Source organism: Rhizobium sp. BK275 (assembly GCF_014193555.1).
GTDB lineage: Bacteria > Pseudomonadota > Alphaproteobacteria > Rhizobiales > Rhizobiaceae > Rhizobium.
Genome location: NZ_JACHZL010000010.1, coordinates 12,457 through 34,449, shown reverse-complemented (window position 1 = coordinate 34,449; position 21,993 = coordinate 12,457). Strand labels below are relative to the sequence as shown.

At 61.7% G+C, this 21,993-nt stretch carries 31 protein-coding genes; 21 read left to right on the top strand and 10 right to left on the bottom strand.

Going from position 1 to position 21,993, the window contains the following annotated elements; translation table 11 throughout:
* Positions 1 to 142: 142 nt before the first annotated feature.
* From FHT82_RS27170 to FHT82_RS27155, 4 genes are all read right to left on the bottom strand, one after another.
* Positions 143 to 481: a type II toxin-antitoxin system RelE/ParE family toxin gene (locus tag FHT82_RS27170; RefSeq protein ID WP_183735815.1), complete on the bottom strand. Its 339-nt coding sequence runs from the start codon at positions 479 to 481 to the stop codon at positions 143 to 145.
* The gene (locus tag FHT82_RS27165; RefSeq protein WP_062374542.1) at positions 478 to 738 is read right to left on the bottom strand and encodes a ribbon-helix-helix protein, CopG family; all 261 of its coding nucleotides are present in this window, start codon (positions 736 to 738) and stop codon (positions 478 to 480) included. The genes FHT82_RS27170 and FHT82_RS27165 overlap by 4 nt, the downstream gene beginning before the upstream one ends.
* Before the next feature lie 163 nt (positions 739 to 901).
* Positions 902 to 1,606, bottom strand: coding sequence for a phosphatase PAP2 family protein (locus FHT82_RS27160; RefSeq protein WP_183735814.1), 705 nt, complete (start codon positions 1,604 to 1,606; stop codon positions 902 to 904).
* A 744-nt stretch (positions 1,607 to 2,350) separates the two neighbouring features.
* Positions 2,351 to 2,803, bottom strand: coding sequence for an Lrp/AsnC family transcriptional regulator (locus FHT82_RS27155; RefSeq protein ID WP_183735813.1), 453 nt, complete (start codon positions 2,801 to 2,803; stop codon positions 2,351 to 2,353).
* Positions 2,804 to 2,922: 119 nt separating this feature from the next.
* Between FHT82_RS27155 and FHT82_RS27150 the strand changes: the two genes are divergently transcribed.
* From FHT82_RS27150 to FHT82_RS27140, 3 genes are all read left to right on the top strand, one after another.
* On the top strand, positions 2,923 to 3,900 hold the full coding sequence (locus tag FHT82_RS27150; RefSeq protein ID WP_183735812.1) for a nucleoside recognition domain-containing protein: 978 nt from the start codon (positions 2,923 to 2,925) through the stop codon (positions 3,898 to 3,900).
* A gap of 183 nt (positions 3,901 to 4,083) precedes the next feature.
* Positions 4,084 to 4,476, top strand: a complete 393-nt coding sequence (locus FHT82_RS27145) for a hypothetical protein (protein ID WP_183735811.1) — start codon at positions 4,084 to 4,086, stop codon at positions 4,474 to 4,476.
* Positions 4,477 to 4,654: 178 nt separating this feature from the next.
* On the top strand, positions 4,655 to 6,001 hold the full coding sequence (locus FHT82_RS27140) for a carbohydrate porin (protein WP_183735810.1): 1,347 nt from the start codon (positions 4,655 to 4,657) through the stop codon (positions 5,999 to 6,001).
* Positions 6,002 to 6,034: 33 nt separating this feature from the next.
* Here the strand turns inward: FHT82_RS27140 and FHT82_RS27135 are convergent, their stop codons facing one another.
* Positions 6,035 to 6,928, bottom strand: coding sequence for a hypothetical protein (locus FHT82_RS27135; RefSeq protein ID WP_183735965.1), 894 nt, complete (start codon positions 6,926 to 6,928; stop codon positions 6,035 to 6,037).
* Between the two features lie 317 nt (positions 6,929 to 7,245).
* Between FHT82_RS27135 and FHT82_RS27130 the strand changes: the two genes are divergently transcribed.
* Both FHT82_RS27130 and FHT82_RS27125 read left to right on the top strand, forming a co-directional pair.
* Positions 7,246 to 7,461, top strand: a complete 216-nt coding sequence (locus FHT82_RS27130) for a hypothetical protein (RefSeq protein ID WP_183735809.1) — start codon at positions 7,246 to 7,248, stop codon at positions 7,459 to 7,461.
* Positions 7,462 to 7,542: 81 nt separating this feature from the next.
* Positions 7,543 to 8,334: a potassium channel family protein gene (locus FHT82_RS27125; protein ID WP_183735808.1), complete on the top strand. Its 792-nt coding sequence runs from the start codon at positions 7,543 to 7,545 to the stop codon at positions 8,332 to 8,334.
* A gap of 89 nt (positions 8,335 to 8,423) precedes the next feature.
* Here the strand turns inward: FHT82_RS27125 and FHT82_RS27120 are convergent, their stop codons facing one another.
* Positions 8,424 to 8,654 (bottom strand): hypothetical protein, encoded by a 231-nt coding sequence (locus FHT82_RS27120; RefSeq protein ID WP_246698233.1) that lies wholly within the window; start codon positions 8,652 to 8,654, stop codon positions 8,424 to 8,426.
* A gap of 86 nt (positions 8,655 to 8,740) precedes the next feature.
* Between FHT82_RS27120 and FHT82_RS27115 the strand changes: the two genes are divergently transcribed.
* Entirely contained in the window at positions 8,741 to 9,607 is an 867-nt protein-coding gene (locus FHT82_RS27115; protein WP_183735807.1) for a LysR family transcriptional regulator, read from the top strand.
* Positions 9,608 to 9,613: 6 nt separating this feature from the next.
* Here FHT82_RS27115 and FHT82_RS27110 read toward each other — a convergent pair whose 3' ends face one another.
* On the bottom strand, positions 9,614 to 9,817 hold the full coding sequence (locus tag FHT82_RS27110) for a hypothetical protein (RefSeq protein WP_183735806.1): 204 nt from the start codon (positions 9,815 to 9,817) through the stop codon (positions 9,614 to 9,616).
* A gap of 156 nt (positions 9,818 to 9,973) precedes the next feature.
* Here FHT82_RS27110 and FHT82_RS27105 point away from each other — a divergent pair, with 156 nt between their 5' ends.
* The 3 genes from FHT82_RS27105 to FHT82_RS30590 all read left to right on the top strand — a co-directional run bounded on the left by FHT82_RS27105 (position 9,974) and on the right by FHT82_RS30590 (position 10,833).
* A complete protein-coding gene (locus tag FHT82_RS27105) occupies positions 9,974 to 10,198 on the top strand; it encodes an antitoxin MazE family protein (protein ID WP_183735805.1) in 225 nt (74 codons plus the stop codon).
* Entirely contained in the window at positions 10,195 to 10,551 is a 357-nt protein-coding gene (locus FHT82_RS27100) for a type II toxin-antitoxin system PemK/MazF family toxin (RefSeq protein WP_183735804.1), read from the top strand. Before FHT82_RS27105 ends, FHT82_RS27100 begins: the two co-directional genes overlap by 4 nt.
* Before the next feature lie 150 nt (positions 10,552 to 10,701).
* Complete coding sequence (locus FHT82_RS30590) at positions 10,702 to 10,833, top strand: hypothetical protein (RefSeq protein WP_281411244.1); 132 nt, start codon at positions 10,702 to 10,704, stop codon at positions 10,831 to 10,833.
* A gap of 5 nt (positions 10,834 to 10,838) precedes the next feature.
* Here FHT82_RS30590 and FHT82_RS27095 read toward each other — a convergent pair whose 3' ends face one another.
* Complete coding sequence (locus FHT82_RS27095; RefSeq protein ID WP_183735803.1) at positions 10,839 to 11,513, bottom strand: RNA polymerase sigma factor; 675 nt, start codon at positions 11,511 to 11,513, stop codon at positions 10,839 to 10,841.
* Positions 11,514 to 11,662: 149 nt separating this feature from the next.
* On the opposite strand from FHT82_RS27095, the gene FHT82_RS27090 reads away from it, so the two are divergent.
* Positions 11,663 to 12,184 (top strand): DUF4142 domain-containing protein, encoded by a 522-nt coding sequence (locus FHT82_RS27090; RefSeq protein WP_183735802.1) that lies wholly within the window; start codon positions 11,663 to 11,665, stop codon positions 12,182 to 12,184.
* The gene (locus FHT82_RS27085) at positions 12,181 to 12,498 is read left to right on the top strand and encodes a plastocyanin/azurin family copper-binding protein (protein ID WP_183735801.1); all 318 of its coding nucleotides are present in this window, start codon (positions 12,181 to 12,183) and stop codon (positions 12,496 to 12,498) included. Before FHT82_RS27090 ends, FHT82_RS27085 begins: the two co-directional genes overlap by 4 nt.
* Positions 12,499 to 12,718: 220 nt before the next feature.
* On the opposite strand, the gene FHT82_RS27080 is transcribed toward FHT82_RS27085, so the two are convergent.
* Positions 12,719 to 13,459, bottom strand: a complete 741-nt coding sequence (locus FHT82_RS27080; RefSeq protein ID WP_183735800.1) for a phosphatase PAP2 family protein — start codon at positions 13,457 to 13,459, stop codon at positions 12,719 to 12,721.
* A 62-nt stretch (positions 13,460 to 13,521) separates the two neighbouring features.
* Here FHT82_RS27080 and FHT82_RS27075 point away from each other — a divergent pair, with 62 nt between their 5' ends.
* Genes FHT82_RS27075 through FHT82_RS27065 form a run of 3 tightly spaced genes read left to right on the top strand, consistent with a single transcriptional unit; the run spans position 13,522 to position 15,624 of the window.
* Complete coding sequence (locus FHT82_RS27075) at positions 13,522 to 13,746, top strand: hypothetical protein (RefSeq protein ID WP_183735799.1); 225 nt, start codon at positions 13,522 to 13,524, stop codon at positions 13,744 to 13,746.
* Positions 13,747 to 13,765: 19 nt separating this feature from the next.
* A complete protein-coding gene (locus FHT82_RS27070) occupies positions 13,766 to 14,458 on the top strand; it encodes a response regulator (protein ID WP_183735798.1) in 693 nt (230 codons plus the stop codon).
* On the top strand, positions 14,455 to 15,624 hold the full coding sequence (locus tag FHT82_RS27065) for an ATP-binding protein (RefSeq protein WP_183735797.1): 1,170 nt from the start codon (positions 14,455 to 14,457) through the stop codon (positions 15,622 to 15,624). Before FHT82_RS27070 ends, FHT82_RS27065 begins: the two co-directional genes overlap by 4 nt.
* Positions 15,625 to 15,664: 40 nt before the next feature.
* Here FHT82_RS27065 and FHT82_RS27060 read toward each other — a convergent pair whose 3' ends face one another.
* Positions 15,665 to 16,615, bottom strand: a complete 951-nt coding sequence (locus tag FHT82_RS27060; RefSeq protein WP_183735796.1) for a DUF535 family protein — start codon at positions 16,613 to 16,615, stop codon at positions 15,665 to 15,667.
* A 535-nt stretch (positions 16,616 to 17,150) separates the two neighbouring features.
* Here FHT82_RS27060 and FHT82_RS27055 point away from each other — a divergent pair.
* The 7 genes from FHT82_RS27055 (at position 17,151) to FHT82_RS27025 (ending at position 21,949) form a co-directional block, all read left to right on the top strand.
* On the top strand, positions 17,151 to 17,390 hold the full coding sequence (locus FHT82_RS27055; RefSeq protein ID WP_132654374.1) for a hypothetical protein: 240 nt from the start codon (positions 17,151 to 17,153) through the stop codon (positions 17,388 to 17,390).
* A 15-nt stretch (positions 17,391 to 17,405) separates the two neighbouring features.
* Positions 17,406 to 19,091: a portal protein gene (locus FHT82_RS27050; protein WP_183735795.1), complete on the top strand. Its 1,686-nt coding sequence runs from the start codon at positions 17,406 to 17,408 to the stop codon at positions 19,089 to 19,091.
* Positions 19,091 to 19,444, top strand: a complete 354-nt coding sequence (locus FHT82_RS27045) for a hypothetical protein (protein WP_183735794.1) — start codon at positions 19,091 to 19,093, stop codon at positions 19,442 to 19,444. Before FHT82_RS27050 ends, FHT82_RS27045 begins: the two co-directional genes overlap by 1 nt.
* A complete protein-coding gene (locus FHT82_RS27040; RefSeq protein WP_183735793.1) occupies positions 19,428 to 20,126 on the top strand; it encodes a hypothetical protein in 699 nt (232 codons plus the stop codon). Before FHT82_RS27045 ends, FHT82_RS27040 begins: the two co-directional genes overlap by 17 nt.
* Positions 20,127 to 20,132: 6 nt before the next feature.
* Entirely contained in the window at positions 20,133 to 21,167 is a 1,035-nt protein-coding gene (locus FHT82_RS27035) for a major capsid protein (protein ID WP_183735792.1), read from the top strand.
* 64 nt (positions 21,168 to 21,231) lie between these two features.
* Positions 21,232 to 21,642 (top strand): Bbp16 family capsid cement protein, encoded by a 411-nt coding sequence (locus tag FHT82_RS27030; protein WP_183735791.1) that lies wholly within the window; start codon positions 21,232 to 21,234, stop codon positions 21,640 to 21,642.
* Complete coding sequence (locus FHT82_RS27025) at positions 21,635 to 21,949, top strand: hypothetical protein (RefSeq protein WP_183735790.1); 315 nt, start codon at positions 21,635 to 21,637, stop codon at positions 21,947 to 21,949. The genes FHT82_RS27030 and FHT82_RS27025 overlap by 8 nt, the downstream gene beginning before the upstream one ends.
* The last annotated feature ends 44 nt before the right edge of the window (positions 21,950 to 21,993 follow it).

The window sequence follows — 21,993 nt, the reverse complement described above, 5'->3', positions numbered from 1 at the left end:
CGTGCCGGCACGAGGGATGTCACAGGAATCCAGCTGCCCCGTGTCCACGCGGCGAGAGACCCTGACCCTGCGGCAGTTTCACAATCCCATCGGATGCCAGGAAATATCCGGAATTAGGTAGCAACCGCCACCAGGGAAGGAATTACTCGAAGCGAGTATCGGCACTAGGTTCTTCGAGGTCGAAATCGTCCTCCATCTCAACGCGTGGCGGACGTTCGCGGCCGTGACGGATCGCGAAAATTGAAATCTCATCGCCCAGAATCTCGTAATCAACGAGATATGGTCCCATGACAAAGCGTAAAACTCCAGGAACGGGAATCTCGTCGTTGAACTTTCCCATCTCCGGAAAGCGACTGAGCCCTTGCCTGAGCCACTTGATGTCATCAGCAAATTGTTGAGCTGCTCTGGGACTTCCCGATTTAAGATATTTAGCTTCTCGCCTTACGTACTCTCGTGCCTTAGGAGAGAGAGTGACTTTCAAGCAGCCGCTCCCTTGACGATCGCATCGACTTCGTCAATCACGTCGTCAAGATCATGCCCCAGCCCGTTTTCAATATCCCGCCTTGCCTGAGCGAGTTCGATAATCTCGCGCCCCTCTGCGGCTAAATATGATTTCAGAGCACGGACGAAGACCCAGCTTCGGCTGCGATCGCATATTTCAGCGATCTCTTCGATTTCAGATAGCACATCCAGCGGCAGCCGCATGGTGATCGGGTCTGACAGCTCACGTTCTGACATCGTTTTTGCCTCCGTTTGTAATACAGGAAAATAGCTCATCGGCTGTCAAATTCAACACCCGATAAACTCTTCGCGCGCACCTTTCGGCTTGCGGACGCAAGCCGGCTGGATTCCTGTGATGATCCCGGAACAAGCCCGAGGACGGGAATGAGTTGAGTGGGCACTACCGCTCGCTCTCAGCCTCATCAGCAGTCCGCGCGATGAAGCGCTTCGAGACCAGCCAGCACAACAGCGCCCAGAGCGAACCGGCAACCCAGCCGGCGAGCACATCGGTCGGGTAATGGACGCCGAGATAGATGCGGCTGAGGCCGATGATGGTGGCGAGGAAGATGCCCGCCCCCATGACGAAGATGCGTGTGGCGCGGAAGCGCTGCGTGCGCGCCAGAAGCGCCCCGAGCGTGAGATAGGTGACGGCCGAGACCATCGCATGGCCGCTCGGGAAGCTCAGATCGTTGACATCGACGAGATGCGGAACCACGTCCGGCCTGGCGCGGGCGACGATGATCTTCAGGCCCGTACTCGCCAGCCAGCCGCTGAAAACCGAGAGGAACAGGAAGACGGCTATCGTGGTCTTGCGGTCGAGCAGCAGATAGACGGTGGCCAGCAGCGTCAGGATCGCCAGCACGGTGACCCCGCCGAGGCTGGTAATGTCGCCCATCGCATGAACAAGCCAGTGCGGGCCGATCGGCCGGCCGAGATCGCCGGGTTGGCGCAGCCACAGCAGGATCGTCTGGTCGAAGCCCTGCGTTTCGCCCTCCAGCACCTCGCTCGTCAACTGCTGCAGCAGGAAGACGCCGCCGGCGAGGCAGGCGAAGGTAATGAGCGTCATCGGCTCATATTGGTTCAGCCAGGTCTTGATACGGTTCATTCTTCTCCCGTCGGACGGTGTTGTGCGCCTGAAAGTCCCGGCGCAGGAACTCATCAACTGTGTGCAGCGGTTTGATTTGGCAAGGGGTGGCGTCGTGCCGCACCGCACAACAGAGCGACTGTCTCGGAAGTCAAGCGTTTTGCCATGTTTTCTGGTCTCAGATCGAAATTGAGACGATCTGTAAGATCTAACCCAAATGACACGAAGATAGTTTAGCGCATAGATGGATATATTTTTGTGGACTACAGTATAAGTTAAGTCTATATTGTTAATAATCCAATGCCATCGTGTTAATTTTCCTCGCGTTCCGGCTTTTCCAAGAGCCAGGTTCATATGTAACGGGCTTTCCTAAGGTGCTTTGTACGTCGTTTGAACACGAGGGCCGCGGCGAGACTTTGCAGAATGTGAATTTGGAGGATTTCCGATGATACGTTTGGATAAGGCAATCGCAGCCTTCGCCTTCCTCTTGGTTGCCGTGATCTGCTCGTCCTGCACCCCCGGTGGCCCCGGTGCCCGGAACTTGAACGAGCCTTTGAACATGGCCTGCAAGGATGGCTTCACGGCCAGAGGCGGCGGCTCTTGCAACTTTTAAGACCAGAGTTGAGAATAATAGCCTGCCGCGGGCTGAGCTATAGCTAGGCTGCAGGCGGATGACGTCAAGTTACAAGTGGGGTTCCGCACGGCACAACATCAAAGACAGCCGCCGAACCCTCGCCTTCGGGCGCCACCCAGCCAGCGAACCCATCAAAGCCTGATGGCAGTCTCCTCTTTCGCCGTCCGGATGACGATCATGGTGAAATAGCGGGCAACATTGTTTTCGTCGCGGAAAAGACGCTCACACAGGCTATCGAATTCCTCCATATCGCGCAGGCGCAGCATCAGCACGACATCGGTTGCACCCGTGACGGAATAGGCTTGCGACACGGCCTCTTCGGCGATGGCGATATCGAGAAAGCGGCGCATATGCGCCTCGCCGTGCAGCTTCAGTTCCACGGTCACCAGGGCCTTGATCCCACGTCCGGCTTTTGCCGGATTGAGGATAGCGACGATGCGGTCGATGACGCCGGATTTGCGCAGCCGCTGCACGCGGCGCAGACAGCTGGAGGGAACAAGACCCACCTCGTCGGCCATTTCGATATTCGTGCGCGATGCGTCGCGCTGCATCAGGTTCAGAAGTTTTCGGTCGATCCGGTCCATTCCCGCAGCATATCCGCCAGACATGCCATTGCAATATAATTGCAAGGCACTGCAATCTTTGACCGCAAATTCGAAGCGAACGGGTTTAGCAGATGGAGACGTCACAAAAGGAGTCTCACATGCCGTTCCTGTCGTTCATCCGGCGCAACACCAGCCAGACGCTGGGCATCTACTGGGTGCTTGTCCGCATCACCGTTCCGATTGCCATCCTGACGGAGCTGCTGTCGCGGATGGGAGCGGTCAAGGCGGTTGCGCCCGCCTTTGCACCTGTCATGAACCTGATCGGGCTGCCCCCGGAGCTGGGACTGGCCTGGCTGACGGGCATGCTGGTCGGGATCTGGGGCGCCATTCCCCTCGTCTTCACCCTCGTTCCCGTTTCCTCGCTCAGCGTCGCCGACGTCACGGTTTTCTCGGCCCTCATTCTGTTCGCGCACGGTCTGCCAATCGAGCAGAAGATCATCCAGAAGGCCGGTCCCGGCATGATCGCGACGACGGTGCTGCGCATCGCGGGCGGCCTGCTCTATGCCTTCATGCTGCACCATGTTTTCTCGGCGACGGGATGGCTCTCGTATCAGGTCGATCCTGTCTGGCTGCCGATGAGCGCAACGCCCGACTGGGCCGATTACATCTGGAGCCTTGCCGGGACCATGGTCTGGATGCTCGTCATCCTCCTTGTCCTGTCCTGGGCTCTTGAAATCCTCAAGGTGACCGGGCTCATGGAGATGATGATGAAGGCTCTTTCGCCTGTGCTGCACCTTGCCGGCATCCGCGGCGAGGCCGGACATCTGACGGCGATCGGCCTGTTTCTGGGCATTTCCTACGGCGCCGGCCTGTTGATCCGCGAGGCGCAATCGGGCTCGGTGGCACCGCGTCAGATCTTTCTGTCCTGCGTGTTCATGGGCTTCGCGCACAGCGTGATCGAGGATACGATCGTGGTGATGTCGCTCGGCGCCAATCTGCACGGCGTCCTGACCGGCCGGCTCGTCTTCGCGGTCGCGGCATGCGCGGCGATTGCGGCCCTGCTTCGCCGCCTGCCCGACAAGGCGTTCTTTGCGCAGATGTTCCGGCTGGGAAACATGGAGGCCGAGCGCCGATAGAGACGATCACATCGGGCTCACCGAACTTTGTACTCACCTCTTCATCTACCGCATTCTCGACCTTCGTATAGTTACAAATCCCGGCTAACCCGGTGATCCTGATGCGGCTGAAGAACAGTCGCCGCCTGTCGCCGCGGGAGCCTCTCCTGTTCAGGCACGGAGCAGCGGCAGAAAGGACCAAAAATGTCTGGAATGACGAAAAGCCTCGTGATCTCGTTCGGCCTCGCCCTGATCTCCCTATCGGTTGCAGAGGCAAAACCCATGTCGCCTGCCACGGTCGTGACAAGCGGACAACACAAGCTGTTGGCGAACGATAGCGGCCGATCGCTTTACACCTTCGACAAGGACCAGCCCGGCAAGTCCGAATGCACACTGCTTTGTGCCCTCGCCTGGCCCCCCTTCGAAGCGCCGGCCGGCGCCAAGGCCTCCGGTCCCTGGAGCATTGTCACACGGCCGACCGGGGTAACCCAGTGGGCTTACAACGGCTCGCCGCTCTACACCTATCACTTCGATTCCAATCCTGGCGATATCCACGGCGACGGGGCCGAAGGCGTCTGGCATCTTGCCAGGCCGTGACGGCATAACGCGTATCGAACTGGCGACAGGGCAAGCCGAGTCTTCCATACCGCCCCGACAAACTTGTCCTGCCGCGCGATTCGTTCCAATGATGGCAAACTCATTGTTCGCGCCAAAGGCGCTATGGGTGAGCGCCTTTGCATCCTCCCAAATCAGAGCCTCCGGAAAAGGGAAGAGAATGAAAAAGGTACCCGCCGCCCTCGTATTTGCGATTGCCGTCTACGGCGCGGGCGCACGGGCCGACGATATGGCCCCGCCATCCTACGCCGATACGACACTGACCGGCGATTGGCACGGCGCCCGCAACCGCCTGCGGGATCAGGGGATCACCTTCACGATGTCGCAGACCAGCGATGTGCTCGGCAATGTATCGGGCGGCCTGAAACGGGGAACGGCCTATGACGGTCTTTTTCAGTTGCAGGGCGATTTCGACATGGGCCGGCTGGCAGGGTGGACCGGCGGCAGCATTCATATCTCCGGTTATGCGATCCAGGGTCAGGGCCTGTCCGGAAAGGATGTCGGCAATCTTCTGACGGCAACCTCTGTCGAGGCCGATCCCGGCTTCAGACTGGGCGAATTCTATCTCTCACAGAGCCTCATGAACGACAAGGTGACGGTGAAGCTCGGGCAAATTCTGGCGGACCAGAATTTCGCGATCAGCAATACGGCCAGCCTTTTCGTCAACTCCACATTCGGATGGCCCGGCATTTTTGCCGCAGATCTGCCCGGAGGAGGCCCGGCCTATCCCTTCGCCGTTCCGGGCGCTCAGATCATCGTCAAACCCGACGATGCCTGGACCCTGCAGGCCGCCGTCTTCAATGGCAGCCCGACCGGATCGGACCCTGATGGCAATGCAAACGGACTGGGATTTCCGCTCGGAGACGGCGTGCTCGCGATTGCCGAGGCGGCCTATGCCTATACGCCTGGAAAGGGCGATTACGGCTTGCCGGGCACGTATAAGATCGGCGCCTGGTACAATTCCGAAGAGTTCGACAGCCTGTCCACCGCATCGAACGGCGTTTCGCTCGCCGATCCCCTGTCGAGCGGCAGCCCGCGCCGGCTCTCCGGCAATTTTGCGGTCTACGCCGTTGTCGATCAGACGCTGTGGCAGGAGCCCGGCAGCACGGACAACGGCCTGAATGGATTTGTCCGCGTAGCGGTCGCGCCGCAGCAGGACCGCAACAGCATGAACTGGTATTTCGACATGGGCCTTGCCTATAAGGGGCCTCTGCCTGGCCGCGACGATGACACGGCCGGCGTCAGCTTTGCCTATGCCAGCATGAGTTCGGGCATGTCGGACCTGGCAAAGGCCGAGAATGCTTTTTCCGGGACGTCGCAGCCGGTTCCGAGTTCCGAGGCCGTGATCGAAGCCACGTATCAGGCTGCCGTCACGCCATGGCTGTCGGCCCAGCCCTTCTTCCAATATGTCATCCGACCCGGCGGCAATGCAGCCGATCCCGACAAGCCCGGCTCGCGGATCGAGAATGCGGCGATCTTCGGCTTCCGGGCCGTGACAACCTTTTGAGAGGGCGGCGCCGTTTCAGGCGCCGCTCTCCCTCTACACCAGCGGCCCGCGGCTCGTGGCCACCAGATCCTCTTCCTCATCGCGCTGATGCCCGCCGAACGCGGCAGCCGCAGCGGCGATGAAGGCGCCGACCAGCAGCGACAAAGAGCCGATCAAGGCCGAGGTCGCCGCAGCCTTGCGGGCCTCGTCGGCGGCAGCCTGTGCTGCGACCTTGGCGTCGTCGATCTGCTTCAGCACGGTATCGACCCTGGCGCGGGCATCGGCCTCGGAAAGCCCTGTGCGGGCCGACACGATGCCGGCAATATAGGTCTTGTCGCCATCCGGCACCGAGCCGTTGACGGCGCCCTGCAGCAGGATGCGGGAGATCTCGGCAGCAGCCGCGCCATTATCCTCGTTGGCGCGATTGCCGATATTCTGCGGCCGCAAGAGCGCATCGGTGAAATAGGCGGTGGATAGGCCAGGCCCCGTCGAATCCGTGTCCGAAGCCGAGGCGGCGGCGGCCCCTCCGGCGACACCGGCAGCCATTGCGGCCTGACCGGCTGCACTTGCCCCGGCGCCTGCGAGCGAGGTCAGCGACGATGCCAGGAAGCCGGCGACGAAGACGGTCGCGAGCGCCCAGCTGAGGAAACCGTGCGCCGTATCGCGGAAGAACACCTCGTCGGTATGGATCGCCGCCCACTTGGTACGCAGCCGTCCGGTCAGATAACCGCCGAAGGCCGAGGACAGCCATTGCACGACGACCAGCCAGATCGCCGCGGTGACGCCGACGGTCGTGGCCGAGCTGCTTTCGCCCGACCATGGGGAGACCATCGTCAGACCGACGCCGGAGCCGAGCAGCAGCAGGATGAGCGTGATGCCCGTCGCCGCCACGGCGCCGCCGATGATCGGCCCCCAGGCCATGGCCGATTTCGATGATTCGACCGGCATCACGCCGGTCCGCCCGCTTTCGAGGCCGGAGCCTCCGATAACGGTTCTGTCTTCAGCAAGAGACATGGCGGCCTCCTATCGCATGAAGAGAACGAGCAGGATGACGATCGGCAGCGGGATACCCAGAAGCCAGAGAAGAATACCGCGACCCATTTGAAAATCCTCCGTGAATTGAATGTGTTCGCGGAGATCGAACGCCGGCGGATGCTGTTTGTTCCGGGAACGGGTGTGGCGCTGGGGACAAGCCCTCGAATCTACCCCTCGATGGAACAGGAGAGTCTGCCCCGCGTTGCGTTTTTAGAGAAAAGGAGCGCCTCATGGCCCAGAAGACAAAACCGCTCGTCGAAGTCGCCGCAAAGACCGAGGACGGCCGCGTGCCACTTGGCATCATGAACACCAAGCAGGCACTCGACCTGCCCGACGACCTCGATGTGGAAGTCTCCCATCCGGACAAGGAGCCCGGCGCGACCGATCACTTCATCGATAAGGAAGAGCTTCGCAGCGTCGGAAGAAAAGCCCGTGACAAGCAGTAAGCCATGGGCTGCGAGCGGCTGAGGATTCCTCCTTGGATTGACCGCCGTTGATACCTGCGGCAAGCGAGCTATCTCGCCTGCATGGATCATCTCTTCGACGACGACACGCATCACAAGAGCCTGCGCGCGGGACTGCGACGCATCGAGCGGGGCGAAGGCCGTAAGGCCATGCTCCTGCAATTCGTCTTTACCGTCGTAGACATCGCCATCCTCGCCTTCTTCGTGCTCGGCCCCTATTTCCGCGCCGCCCCCACCTATCTCGTCATCGACTACGTCATCGCCGTCTGGATCGCCGCCGAGACCGCGGCGCGCGCCATCGCGGCACCCTCGCTGCGCAGCTGGATCCTGCGGCCGATGACCTGGATCGATTTCATCGTGCTGGCAACGCTGCTCTTCCCTAATGCGCTCTTCAACTTCGCCTTCCTGCGCGTCATGCGGCTCTGGGCGATCGGACGAAGCCCGCTGCTGAAGGTGGCGCTGCACCGGATGGGCTGCGGCTACGCGATCGATGTTGTGCGCGCGGTGATCAATTTCCTGGTCTTCCTCTTCCTCGTGACGGGCTTCGTCTACACCTCCTTCTTCTACAACCAGCCGGGCGGCGAAGGTTTCGTGGACGCGCTCTATTTTACTGTCGCGACCGTGACCACGACGGGCTTCGGCGACATCACACTGCCCGGCACGCTCGGCAAGCTCACCTCGGTAGTGACCATGATCGTCGGCATCTCGCTCTTCGTGCGCCTGGCGCAGGCGGTGGTGCGGCCGCACAAGGTGACCTTTGCCTGCCACCGCTGCGGCCTGCAGCGCCACGATGCCGATGCCGTCCACTGCAAGGCCTGCGGCGAAGTCCTCAACATTCCCGACGAAGGCGCGTAGGCCGAACGCGGCACGCTGAAAAGCGTGGATGGTCTTGGGCCGTGGCGAGACTGGGCGCAGCGGGTCGAGGGCGAAGCCCTGCCTTGCGGTCACTTCATTCCCGAGGAAGCGCCTAACGCCGTCATCGCGCATTTCACCCGGTTCCTCGGCGCCGGCGCCTGATCTGCCTTGTAGGGTCTCCACGCCATCCGGCTCAGAAGCGGCAAGGCCCATCGCAACCCGTCCCATTCCGGCGCATCGAGCGGATCGGCGAGCGGGTCTTGTCTCTGCCGGCGGCTGTAAAGCTCGTTTGAAAGCATGATCCAGTTGAGAAGCATCATACTGCCTCCATCTATGTCAGATGCCACTGACCTAAGGCGCACCCACCCGCAAAGGTAGACGCGCCGATAAAAGGGGGTTTTCACAGATGAAAGAGGCCAGCTGGGACGATCTGCAGCTCTTCTTCCATGTCGCGACATCAGGCGGCCTGACGGGGGCTGCTGCACGCACGGGCCTCAGCGCGCCGACCATCGGCAGGCGGATGCTGGCGCTGGAGCGGGCGACGGGGCGCACGCTCTTCCGGCGCGGCCCGACTGGCTATCTGCTCGCCAAGGATGGCGAGACGCTGTTCGAGCGTGTTCTCGTCATGCAGCAGGCGGCAGAGACGATCGCCGACTGGCGCGGCGACGTTTTGAGCCTGCCGATCGTTTCGACCGGAGCAGATGCCTGGATGTTATGGTTCATCGCCGGCCACCTGCCGGCCGTTTGGCAGCCGGAAGACCGGTTCCGCATGTGCTACAAGGCGCTCGATACCGGTCTTGATCTCACCTACCGCGAGGCGCATCTCGCCATCATGCACGGACGGCCGGAGCGCGGCAATTTCGCAACCCGCCGTTCGGTCTCCGTTGCCCACGCTGCCTATCAGGCCGCCACTTTCAGCGCCGCCAATCACAACTGGATTTCGCTCGGAACGGAGATTGCGGTGACACCGGCCGACAAATGGACCTTCGGGCAGCCGGACCACTGGATCACCAGCTGGACGAACACGCCGCTGATGCTGCTCCATCTCATCCGCGGCGGCGCCGGCCGCGGCCTGCTGCCTTGCTTCATGGGCGATGCCGAGCCCGGCCTGGTCCGCGCCGGGCCTGTGATCGACAGCCTGACCTATGACATCTGGATCACGGTGCATGAGGACGAGCGCCAGCGGCCGGAAGTGCGCATTGTTATCGACAGGCTGGGCGCGCTGTTTGCCGCGCATGCGGATCTCTTCGCGGGCAGATGCGAGCGCGTCTGAAATGCTCTATAGGGCGGCGGGTGCTGCTCCACGCCTCGGCCATTGCGGCGGCTGCACGGTCGGGTGGATGACATCCTCGGTTTCGGCCTCGTCGTCGCAGGTCGCCTGCAGCTTCAAAGCGCTGCCTTCGATCCCATCGAGCAGGGATTGAACGTCATCGAACCGGCCGAGAAGCCGGTGGGTCAGTCTCTTGAATTTGCGTCTGGACATGATGGGCTCCTTCGATCCGGAAACGCCGGGGATCGAAGAAAGTTCGGCGCCGATAGGGCATCTTTTCCTGCTGCGGGAAGCGCTGCCCTCCTTGAAAGCACTGGCAATACCATCCATCTCATAGTAGGTTACATGTAACCTTTCCGGAGTGTCGTCATGGCTGGAGCATCAAGTCCGAAGTCCTCGCGCGAGAAGGTGCGCGAACATCGCGAGCGCTTGCGGTCGCAGGGCCTGCGCCCGATCCAGATCTGGGTGCCGGATGTGCGTGCATCATCGTTCAAGTCGGAGGCGCACCGCCAGTCTCTGGCCGTGGCCGCCAGCGCTCATGCCCATGCCGATCAGGCGTTCATCGACGCGGTCTCCGACTGGGACGACGAATGAAGCGCGGAGAGATCTGGACCGTCGCGGGCGGCAAGGATTATGCGGGCAAGCCGCGCCCCGTCGTCATCGTCCAGGACGACAGCTTCGACGCGACGGACTCGATCACCATTTGCGCCTTCACCACGGATCCGACAGACGCACCGCTGTTCCGGCTCCCGGTCGAGCCGAATGAACGAAATGGCCTGCGCTCTCCTTCCCGGCTGATGGTAGACAAGATCACGACTGTCCCCAAGTCGAAAGTCGGCGACCGGCTCGGACGGCTCGACGACGAGGACGTGGTCCGGTTCAATCAGGCCGTCATGGTCTTCCTCGGGTTGGCGGTCTCCCCAAGACTGGGCCGGATAGAAGAATAGCAGGAAAGCGCGTCCGCATGGTTCCGGTATAGGGCCAACACGGGAATAATAGAGGGCCGCTGGCGGCCTCAGGCGACGCGAAACAGGAACGAATTCCATCCTAAATTGTTATCCGGCCAGCAGTATCCTGGATCGGATCGGCCGATGCGAATGCTCATGATGATAATCCTGGCGCTGATGATCGCATCGGTGGTCGGCATATTGGCGGTGAAAATGTTCGACGGCGGCGGCACCAAGAGCAAGACGCCGCCGCCCGTCATTCAGCAATCGGAACCGAAGTGAGCCTGTCACCGCTCCATCAATGCCCTCATCACCTTTTCCGTCAGCCGGTCGCATTTCCAGCCGGCGAAGGGGAAGGCATCCATCGCGATCGGCCCGATCATCTCGTCGAGCTGACGGCGCAGCAATGCGCGCGCCCGGTGCAGGCGGCTGCGGACGGTTTCGGGTTTGAGGGAGAGCATTTCGGCGGTTTCCTCGACGCTCATCTCCTCGATCACCCTGGCAATGAAGACGAGGCGGAATTCTTCCGGCAGGCTGTCGGTCGCCTCTTCCACGAGTTTCAGGATCTGTCGCTGCGCCATTGATGTCTCGGGATTGTCGATCGGCGAACCGGTTGGGAAATCGAGGATGCGGCCTTGCATCGTATCGACGGGCATTTCGGGCGTTCGCCGCGCCTTACGAAGCCTGCCAAGCGCCTCGTTCATGACGATGCGCGTCAGCCAGGTGGAAAAGGCGCTGGTGCCCTGGAAATCGGCAAGGTGGCGGAATGCCTTGAGATAGGCATCCTGCAGGGCATCTTCGGCCATGGCATCATCGCGCAGGATGCCGCGGGCAATGCGGAACAGCCGGCGGTTATAACGCCGCATGATGGCACGGAACCCGGCGGGATCGCGCGCGAGCGCCATCACCACCAGTTCGGGGTCGCTTCTCTGTTCTATCGAAATTTCCGCCTGCTGCGCCATGGCTCATCCTTTTTCCCTATTGGATGCCGGGGCAAGGCAAAGGTTCCGGATATCTCGAAAAAATCTTTTCGGGAACGTCTGCCCGATGCCGGCATCCAAGTCTGCGTAGGAAACATCGACCGGCGCATTGCCGCCGGATGGAGGACCAGATGCAGAAACATCTTATCGCCGCCCTTGCCGCCTTCGCGCTCTCCGCCCCCGCGGCGCTATCGGCCGGCGCAGCGCCCACCGATCCGCAGATCGCCCATATCGCCTATACGGCCGGCGTCATCGATATCGAGGCGGCCAAGCAGGCGGTCGAAAAATCCAGGGATAAGGAGGTCGTCGCCTTCGCCAAGGATATGATCCGCGACCACGAAGCCGTCAACAAGCAGGCGCTCGATCTCGTCAAGAAGCTGAAGGTGACGCCCGAGGATAACGATACCAGCAAGTCGCTGACATCGGCCGCCAAGGCCGAGCGGGAAAAGCTCTCCAAGCTCAAGGGTGCGGCCTTCGACAAGGCCTATGTCGACAACGAAGTCGCCTACCACAAGCAGGTCAACGAGGCGCTGAAGACGGCGCTGATCCCGGCCGCGCAGAATCCGGATCTGAAGGCCCTGCTCGAGACCGGCCTGAAACTCTTCGAAGGCCATGAGCAGCATGCCGAGCATGTTGCCTCGATGCTGAAATGACCATGGCGTTCGTGTTGAAACTCTGCCTTGCGGCCGGTCTCTTCCTTTACGGAACGGCCGCAAGTGCCGCGACGATCGAGGTCACCATCGAAAAGCTGGAGTTCAAGCCGGCTGTGGTGACGGCGCGGCCGGGCGATACGATCGTTTGGCGGAACGAGGATGTGATGGATCATACCGCGACGTCGAAAGGGAGTTTCGACGTGGTGATACCCTCGGGCAAGTCGGGGTCGATGGTGGTCAAGGGTGATGGGGTGGTGGGGTATTACTGCCGGTATCATCCGAATATGAAGGGACGGATCGAGTTGGGGCGGTAGGAGCTGCCTTGGACGTGTATATGTCGTCGACCTTCAGCCCGGTCTGCACCAAGGAAAACCCCTCCCCAACCCCTCCCCACAAGGGGGAGGGGCTAACCTGCGGCGCCAATTTCGCCCTCCCGAAAACGTTGAAATGGTCTCAAACGGAAGCGGCGAGTTAAGCCCCTCCCCCTTGTGGGGAGGGGTTTGGGGCGGGGTCTTAAGGCGCCATCCAGCCCCCTCACCGCCAAAGCTTTTCTTCCGTATACACATCCATCCAGCGCCAGACCCAGGCCATGGCGAACATCGTCAGCAGCCAGCCAAGCACGACGTCCGAAAGGAAATGAGCGCCGAAAATCACGCGATTGAACGCCACGAACAAGAGGCAGGGCAACAGCAGTATCGCGGCCGCCCACCTGAGCCTGGCGGGCACCAGAACCAGCAGCGACAGTGACGCCGCCGCTGCGGAAGCCTCGCCGGACGGGAAGGAGCAGTTGCGGCTGCACGCGGCAGAAAACTGCCACACCGGCGTAAAATCCATGGTTCCACCGAACTCGGCAAGCTCGCGCGGCCGTACACGCCCGATGAGAACCTTGAGCGTCTGGACCGTGAAGAGCGGGCCTGCGACAAAGCTCAGGAGCACGAACAAGGGCTTTTCGGGCGGGCAGAACCGCATTCGTCCCGGCAGGAGCCACTGCAGCGCGATCAGCACGATCATCGAGCCGATAAGATAGGGTTGTGCGAGGCGGCTGATATCCCTTACCGCCAGCAGGAATGGATCGTCGGCCAGAATGAAGATCTGTCCGCTTGCAAACCAGCGCGAGACGATGAGATCGAGATTGGGAAAGACGACAAAGACGAAACTGACCCAGACGATCGACGTGCCGATCGCGGCGAGCGCCCGGTCAGCCTCGGATGGCGTTGCCGGCAAGCCCACGCCGCTGGAGGCAGGATTCCAGGAATCGAACACAAATTTTCGCATGCCGGCATCTCCGAAAGCTGCAGCATCGGCCCGAAAATCGGAATCGATTTTCGGAAAGCCTGATGCGTCAAATCAAAGGGTTAGAGCGTCCGTTGCGCGTCCGGACGGATGCGCGGCGCTCTAATCGGCGGCAAGCTGGTTTCGAATTGTCAAGAAATGGCGAGGAAGCGATCAAGGCGCTGTTGAGAACAGGTTGGCTGGTCGCTAAAAGCGCGCTTGCAAATTGCAGAAATCTCCTCCGTCCGCGATGGTGGACGTCCGGCGGCAAAGCCGGCAAAGGCAATTGAACAACCGCAGGGCATTGGGGTGGATAACAGTCTCGTTCTGATCGTTGAGGATGAACCGGCAATCGCACAGATACTGGAAGGATATTTGTTGCGTGACGGGTTCCGTACCGTTCGCGCCGGCGACGGCGAAATAGCGCTTCAACATCATGCCCATCTGAAACCGGATCTTGTGCTGCTTGACGTGCGCCTGCCGAAACTCGACGGTTTCGACGTGCTCGCGCGTCTGCGGCAAGCCGGGTCGACGCCGGTCATCATGGTGACGGCCATTGCCGACGACATCGACCGGTTGGCTGGTCTGCGCCTCGGCGCCGATGATTATGTGGTCAAACCGTTCAACCCGCAGGAGGTCGTGGCCCGGGTCAAGGCCGTCCTGCGCCGGACGCGGGGAGAACACGCCAACGTCATCAAGCGGTTTGGGCCTATAGAGGTCGATTTCACCAGCCACACTGCGTTTGTCACGAGCGACGAGCGCCGCACGCATCTATCCCTGACGCTCAGCGAATTTCGAATTCTCGCCTATATGATCCGCCATCCGACCCAGGCTTTCGCGCGCGCCGATATTCTCGACGCCTGCCTGCCGGAAAGCGACGCTCTGGTGCGCACTGTCGACACGCATATTTCCAACCTTCGGCGCAAACTGGAAGAGTTGGGGCAGAACGGCTTCTTTCCTGCCGTGAGGGGAATTGGCTATCGTTTTTCGGATCCGAGATGAAAATATTCAGGCTCCCCTCGCTGCCGCTTGCAACGGTTACCGCTGTCATCATCACAGTCATGCTGCTTCTCAGCGTCGGCATGACCTATCTCGGGGCCATCTGGTATTCCACCTATCTTGAGGAAAGCATCATTGAAAACCTGCCACCGAGAGCCGCGGCTGCTTATCGCGATCTGGACAATGGCGTGGTCCCCGACCAGGATGCGCTCAAGCTCCTCCTCTCTAACCTCAATGGGCTGCAGGAAGAACAGACAGATTTCCAGCTCCAGATCCTGATTCTGACCTCCGGCCTGCTTTCAGCCCTCGTCTGCGCCATTATCGGGATATTTCTGGCGCGACGGATCGCAAGGCCTCTCGCAGAGCTCACATCTGCTGCCGAAGGCCTGAAATCCGGCGACTTTTCGGTGAGCGTCGCTGCCTCGCGCCACGCCACCCGAGAAGTCTCCAGTCTCGTGGATACCTTCAATGCGCTTGCAACCAGCCTCGACAGCATGGAAAAAAGGCTGCGCTTCAACAACATGGCGGTCGCCCACGAATTGCGCACGCCACTGACGATCCTGCGGGGTTCGTTGCAGGGCATGCTCGACGGCGTTTTTCCAATGGACCGGAAGATGATGTCCGATCTCCTGGTCCAGGTGGAAGGCCTTGGAAGAATTGTCGAAGATCTGCGTACCCTGTCGCTGGCGATCGGCCAGAAACTCGTCATGGAGCGTGAACGGACCGACGTGTCGCAGGTGGTGGAAGCGGTGCTGACATCGGCCAAACCCATGCTGGAGACGAGCACGCTGACGCTCGAAACCGGGCTGCAGCCCGCCTTCCTATCGGTCGACTCCCCGCGCATTCGCCAGGCCGTGCTGGCGCTTCTGGAAAACGCCTGCCGTTACGCGGCAGACGGCAACTGGCTGCGCTGCGAAACGGAGCAATTGCCGGATGAGAGCGTCGTCATCCGTTTTCTGGATCGAGGTCCCGGATTTCCTGAAGGACTGGATGCGGTGGCCACGAACCCCTTCTGGCGCGGCGATCCCTCCCGGTCTCGCGCAACAGGCGGTACGGGACTGGGACTATCGGTGGTGCAGGCGATCGCGGTTGCCCATGGCGGACATCTTGAATTCGCAAACCGGCAAGGCGGCGGCGCAATGGTTGCAATCCACCTGCGTCCGGCATAGTGCGCACGGGGCCAAGCACCCTCAATGGAACACTTCACCCTCAATGGAACAATTCGCCAATCATGTGGAAACGCGATTTGCTCCGGCTGCGCCTGTCCGTTCCGCCGATTGCTGACTTGGGCACCCTGAACCCGTAGACATCTTCGGGCTCGGCAGAGCGCTCGGCCCAGAACGCATCGATCGCCGACAGCATCATGGAGCGTCGTTTGCGGCGGCGATATTGTATCGGCTGCCTGGCCCGCGAGACGGCCAGGAAATACGGCATGCCGCCTTCGACAGTCAGCCCCTGCAGCACGATCAGGATCGCCTCCTTCGGGCGAACGCCTCGGAGATCGCGGGTCGCCTCGACGATCAGCCGCTTTCCATTGCGAGGCCCCTGCATGCTGCCGATGACGAAGGTGTAGCCGCCCTCAGAGCCCTGACGAAGGAATGTGAACCTGCCGGTGCACAGAAGGGCCTTGTCGCGTGTGCGGACAAGCTCGACGGCGAAGACACCCTCGTGACGTCCGCCGCAAAGATCGGCCAGTGCGATGCGGCACGTATAGGCCTCGTTGCGGCCGTTCACCACGCCGATCTCAAGCCTTTCCCCCTGCCACAGCCGCATCATGGTTTCCCTGGCCAGGATCTTGTCCGCGACAAGGAAATGCTCGACGAGACGTGCGAGACGCCCGGAATTGGGCATTCCGTAAACCAGGAACTTCGACAGCGGCTTCTGCAGCAACGCGTCATGCGGGGCCGGAAACGCCCGTGCTGCGGCAAAACCCGCAAGGAAGCGCCACCAGCGGATGGTCAGGAGCGGATGGGCGGCAAAGCGAAACCAGAACAGAACGCCGCGCTTCCAGCGGGCTCGCAGAACGAAAGTCAGTATTCTCGAGAACAGGAGAAATCGGAATTGCCGTGGTTCTTCTGCGATTTCGGGCGCTGAATGCCGACGAGGGGTAGCGGAAATTTCACCTTTTGCCGCCGCGGTGATCAATTCGTTCTGGATCATGTTTCAAGCCCCGACGAGGATGGTTGCGGCCAACCATCTGCGGCGGGACTATCAAGATCGTGGCAAGAAACCGTGGTCATCGCGGGGAGGACTGCCGGGGTGGCGGCCTGCTCAGGTCCTTGAGCGGGCGGGAAACTTCAGCGTTTCAGGTTGGCGTCCTCCCTATGGATAAAGGGTCGATACGGCCTGGGGTGATCGAGGCCTTGTGCCGTGTGGCCCCCTCATCCGCCCTTCGGGCACCTTCTCCCCACTGGGGCGAAGGGGGAGCCAGCCTCCTCGCCTCAGAACATCTTTTAAGCTGGAGGGGCGCGGGCGGCCGCCACACCCCCTTCGCCCCATCGGGGAGAAGGTGCCCGAAGGGCGGATGAGGGGGCTACACGGCACAGTCTAGCCTCTTCACATGGCGAATATCCATCGCCCCATGTCACCCCCACAACCTTTCACCCCGCAGGCTGCCTCCCATCGACGCCGAACCGGCTGGAGACCACCCTCCTCCACCCGGTCCAACCGCTCAACCTCACGATCGGATGCCCCCATGTGCATGTTCTCCTCGCCGCCGAAAGCCGAGCCGCCGCAGGCGCCACCCGAATACGCCCAGCAGAAGACGCCCGATTATGCTGCGGCCCAATCCACCGCCGCACGACGCGCCTCCGACAAGGTGAAGGGCGCGCCCTCCACCATCCTCACCTCGCCTTCGGGCGCACCTGTTCTCGCCGATACGCAATCGCCGGCGCTCTCGGGCAATACGCTCAAGAAGACGCTGCTCGGGCAATAGAGGCTGACATCATCTATGGAAAATCCTCGTCGCGACAACGAGACGCAAATTGCCTATCACCGCCGCCGGCTGGCGGAACTGAAGGAGGTCCGCCAGCCCTGGGAAGCAGAGTGGCGGGCGCTGGCAGAGCATATCGAGCCGACGCGGCTCAGACTTCATTCCGACCGGGAAGGACCGCGCTCGCGCGACAAGATCATCGACAGCACCGGCAGCCATGCCTATGAGACGCTGAAGTCAGGCATGCATTCGGGCCTCACCTCGCCGGCCCGGCCCTGGTTTCGGCTGACGACCTTCGATCCCGATCTGAAGAAGCAGGATTCCGTCAAAGTCTATCTCGCTGCCGTGCAGGACAAGATGCGCGAGGTCTTTGCCGCGTCGAACCTCTACCGCGCCTTCCATATCGGCTATGGCGATCTCGGCCAGTTCGGCCAGTCCGTCGCCATTCTCGTGGAAGACGAGGAGACGGTCATCCGCGTGCAGCAGCTGGTGCATGGCCGCTTCTGGATATCAAGGGATCACAAGGGCAAGGCGACCACGCTCTACCGCACCTTCCGCTGGAGCGTGCAGCGCATCATCGAGCGCTTCGGCTACGACAATGTGCCGGAGCGGCTGAGGAGCCTCTATGACAGCTCGAAATATGGCGAATGTTTCGATGTCTATCACGCCATCGAGCCGCGCTACGACCGCGACCCCAGACTGATCGACAAGCGCAACAAGGCCTTCCTCTCCAACTACTGGATCGATGAGCTCGGCGGCGATCTCCTGGAAGAAAGCGGCTTCGACTCGAACCCGATCATCGCGCCGGCCTGGGAGCTTTCCGAAGACGATCACTATGCGCTCTCGCCCGGCCAGAAGGCGCTCGGCGATATCAGGATGCTGCAGCTGGAGCAGACGCGAAAGCTCGAAGGCATCGACAAGAAGGTGCGCCCGCCGATGAACGCGCCGACCTCGATGCAGAACAGCCCAGCCTCGCTGCTGCCGGGCGCGGTCAACTATGTCGACGACCCCACAGGCAAGGGGTTCCGCCCGGCGATGGAAGTGAACCTCAGCCTGGCGGAGCTGCGCGAAGATATCCAGGAAGTGCAGAACCGCATCGAGAAGACCTTCTTTGCCGATCTCTTCTTCGCCATCACCAATATGGAAGGCGTGCAGCCGCGCAACCAGTTCGAGCTGACGCAGCGCAAGGAAGAGCAGCTCTTACAGCTCGGCCCCGTCTTGGAAAACGTCTTCGGCGATCAGCTCGGCCCGACCATCGACCGCACCTTCGATATTCTGGCGGCCCGTGACGAGCTGCCGCCACCGCCGCCGGAGCTGCAGGGAACCGAGCTGAAGGTCGAGTATATTTCCACGCTCGCGCAGGCACAGCAGGCGGTTGCGACAGGCGCCATCGAGCGCGGCGTCGCCTTCATGGGCCAGGTCTCCGCCGTCAAGCCGGAAGCGCTGGACAAGCTCGATGTCGACGAGGCGATTGACCTCTATTTCGACGCGATCGGCGCCCCACCCTCGATGATCCTCGCCGACGACAAGGTGGAGGATATGCGCGCCCAGCGCGCCCAGCAGATGCAGGCGGCGCAGACGGCGCAGATGGCCTCGCAGGTCGCACCCGCCCTCAATCAGGGCGCCAAGGCCGCACAGGTGCTGGCCGATGCCAATGACAACCCGAACGGCGCAGCACTTCTGCGCCAGCTGGGGCTCGCCTGATGGATCATTTTAAGGATCAACCATCCATCCCCCAAACCATTCAGCGAGACGAAATCACGACGGCGTTTCGCGAGGTCTTCGCGACCGCCTCCGGCAAGCGCGTGCTGTTCTGGATGCTGGAACAATGCGCCGTCTATCAGGAGGCCTATGCGGGAGAGCTTGGCAACGCGACGCATTACACGCTCGGAAAACAGGGCGTCGGCCGCCGGCTGATCGCCGAGCTCGATCGCATCGACCCGACGCTCTATCCGCGCCTGCTGCTGGCCATCGCGGATCTCAGGGCAACGGACAAGGCAGCGGCGGCAAGCCGCGCCGAACAAGAGGAAGGCGAAGACCATGATATCGATGCTTAGCAGGAGCCCCTTTCCGGCCGTTCTGCACAGCGCCGAGGGAACCGGCAGCGGTGGCGGCGAAAGTGCTGCACCGGAAACCGTTCTGTTTCCGGACGATGCGGCATCACCGGACGGTGACAGCGGTGGCGACGATCATGCCGACGCCGCCGATCACGACACCGGCAAGCCCGACGATACCGCTGACAATGACCCGGCAGATCGCGTCCCCGATGATGGCCGCTATTCGCTCACCATGCCCGAGGGCATCGAGGTGGATCAGGAACTGATCGATGCGCTCGGCCCTGATTTCCACAATCTCGGCCTGACCAACCGGCAGGCGCAGCAGCTGGCCGACCGCTTCATCGAGATCCAGGGCCGGCGCGGCAAGGCGGCTTCCGAAGCCTGGGCCGGCCGCGTTCAGGGCTGGGCCGACGAGGCCCGCAGGGATCGCGAGATCGGCGGCGCGAAATGGGCCGGAACCGTGGGCTCGGCCCAGCGCGCGCTTTCCCGCTTGGGCACTCCGGCGCTGCGCGAGTACTTGAATACCAGCGGCGGCGGCAACCACCCCGAAATGATCAGAATTTTCGCAAAGGTCGGATCGATGATCCAGGAGGACAACCCACCGAACGGCGGCGCGGGCGGAAACGGCAGGAAAGCCGAAACCGCGCACCTGATGTTTCCCAAAGACGCACCGAAGGGCTGATAAGACATGGCCACCATTGGCAGCTACTACCCCAATCTCGTTGACGCATTCAAAGGCTCTGCCGAAGGCGCCGTCATCGAGCTTCTCTCCCAGCAGAACCCGATCCTCGACGACGCGATGGCCGTCGAGTGCAACATGGATGCCGTGCACCGCCATATGGTGCGCACCGGCCTGCCCTCCGTTTCCTGGGGCCGGCTCTACCAGGGCATCAAGCAGTCCAAGGCCACCATGCAGCAGGTGGACGATACGACGGGTTTCGTGCATGCCCGCTCCGAAATCGACATGCGCCTGCTCGATCTGGCACCCGATAAGGCCAAGGCCCGTCTCGTCGACACCATGCCCTTCATCGAGTCGCTGAGCCAGGAAATGGCCTCCGGCCTCTTCTACCATGACACGGCGACGACCCCGGAAAAGTTCAAGGGACTGTCGGCCCGCTACGCCGCCTATAACCCGAACCTGCCGAACCCGGCGCAGCCAAACATCGCCAACCAGGTGGTCCATGGCGGCGGCACCGGCGCCGACAACACTTCCATCTGGTTCGTCACCTGGGGCGACCACGCCACCCACCTGCTCTACCCCAAGGGCACCAAGGCCGGCGTGAAGATTGACGACAAGGGCGAGCAGCGCGTGCTGGATGCCAATGGCGATCCCTACTATGCCAAGGAAACGCTCTACACCTGGCATATCGGTGCGGCCGTGAAGGACTGGCGCTACAACGCCCGCGTCGCCAATATCGACGTGTCCGACATGATGGCCGGTACCGTCGATCTCTGGTCGCTCTTGCGCAAGGGCTACTACCGCCTGCAGTCTCGCCGGCTGAATGCCAAGGCCAGCCGCATCGCCATCTACATGAACAAGGATGTGCTCGAAGTGCTCGACGTGCAGTCGTCTGATCGCGCGCTGACCTCCGACCGGCAGAACACCGTGCACCTGACCACGCAGTTCGTCGAGGGCCAGGAAGTGAAGTTCTATCGCGGCATCCCGATCCGCGAGACGGACGCCATCCTCAACACCGAAGCCGCCGTCCCGGCGCTCGCCTGATCGTCTCCCTCAAGCCCGCCGTCTTGAGCGGCGGGCAACCCCTATCTAACGAAAGGCACTTCCCATGATTTTCGACCGGCAGACGCTGCTTTCGGACGCGCAGGTTATCACCGCGTCAGGCCCCAGCACCAATGTCATCAATCTCGGCCCGATCAAGGCCGGCCTCACCCGCGATATCGGCAAGGGCGAACCAATCCCCTTCCTGATGCAGGTGGTGGAAAGCTTCAACAACCTCACCTCGCTCGCTGTCACCATCCAGACCGACGACAACGAGGCCTTCGCCTCGCCGAAGGCGGTCATCACCACGACCCTCAACCTCGCCGATCTCAAGGCCGGCAAGATCATCCCGCCGAGCCATATCCCGCGCGGCACGGATGAGCTTTACCTGCGCCTGCTCTACACCGTGACCGGCACGGCCCCCACCACGGGCAAGATCACCGCCGGCTTCACCGCTGGGGTTCCCTCGCATGGTTGATGTCGTCGCCACCGAGCGCGGCTATTTCGGCAGCATCCGGCGCGAACCCGGCGAGCGTTTCAGCTTGCCGGACGCGCTCTGGAAGGACGAGAAGCGCCGCCCGAAATGGGTGCGTCTCGCCCGATCCGGTGACAAATCCACTGGCAAGGCGGAAGCGGAGCCGGCCGAGAAAAAGCCGGCCGCAAAGCCCGTCAGGGCTTCCCCGCCTCCTGAACCAGTTGGCAACGGTGTGCAGGAAGCTCTTGGCGGCCCTGCCCCAGATTGGGTGCCGCCGGAAATCCAGAACTCCTCCCAGCCTGTCGATTGACACCCCGATTGACAGGCCACCTCGGGCGGCTTCGGCCGCTCTTT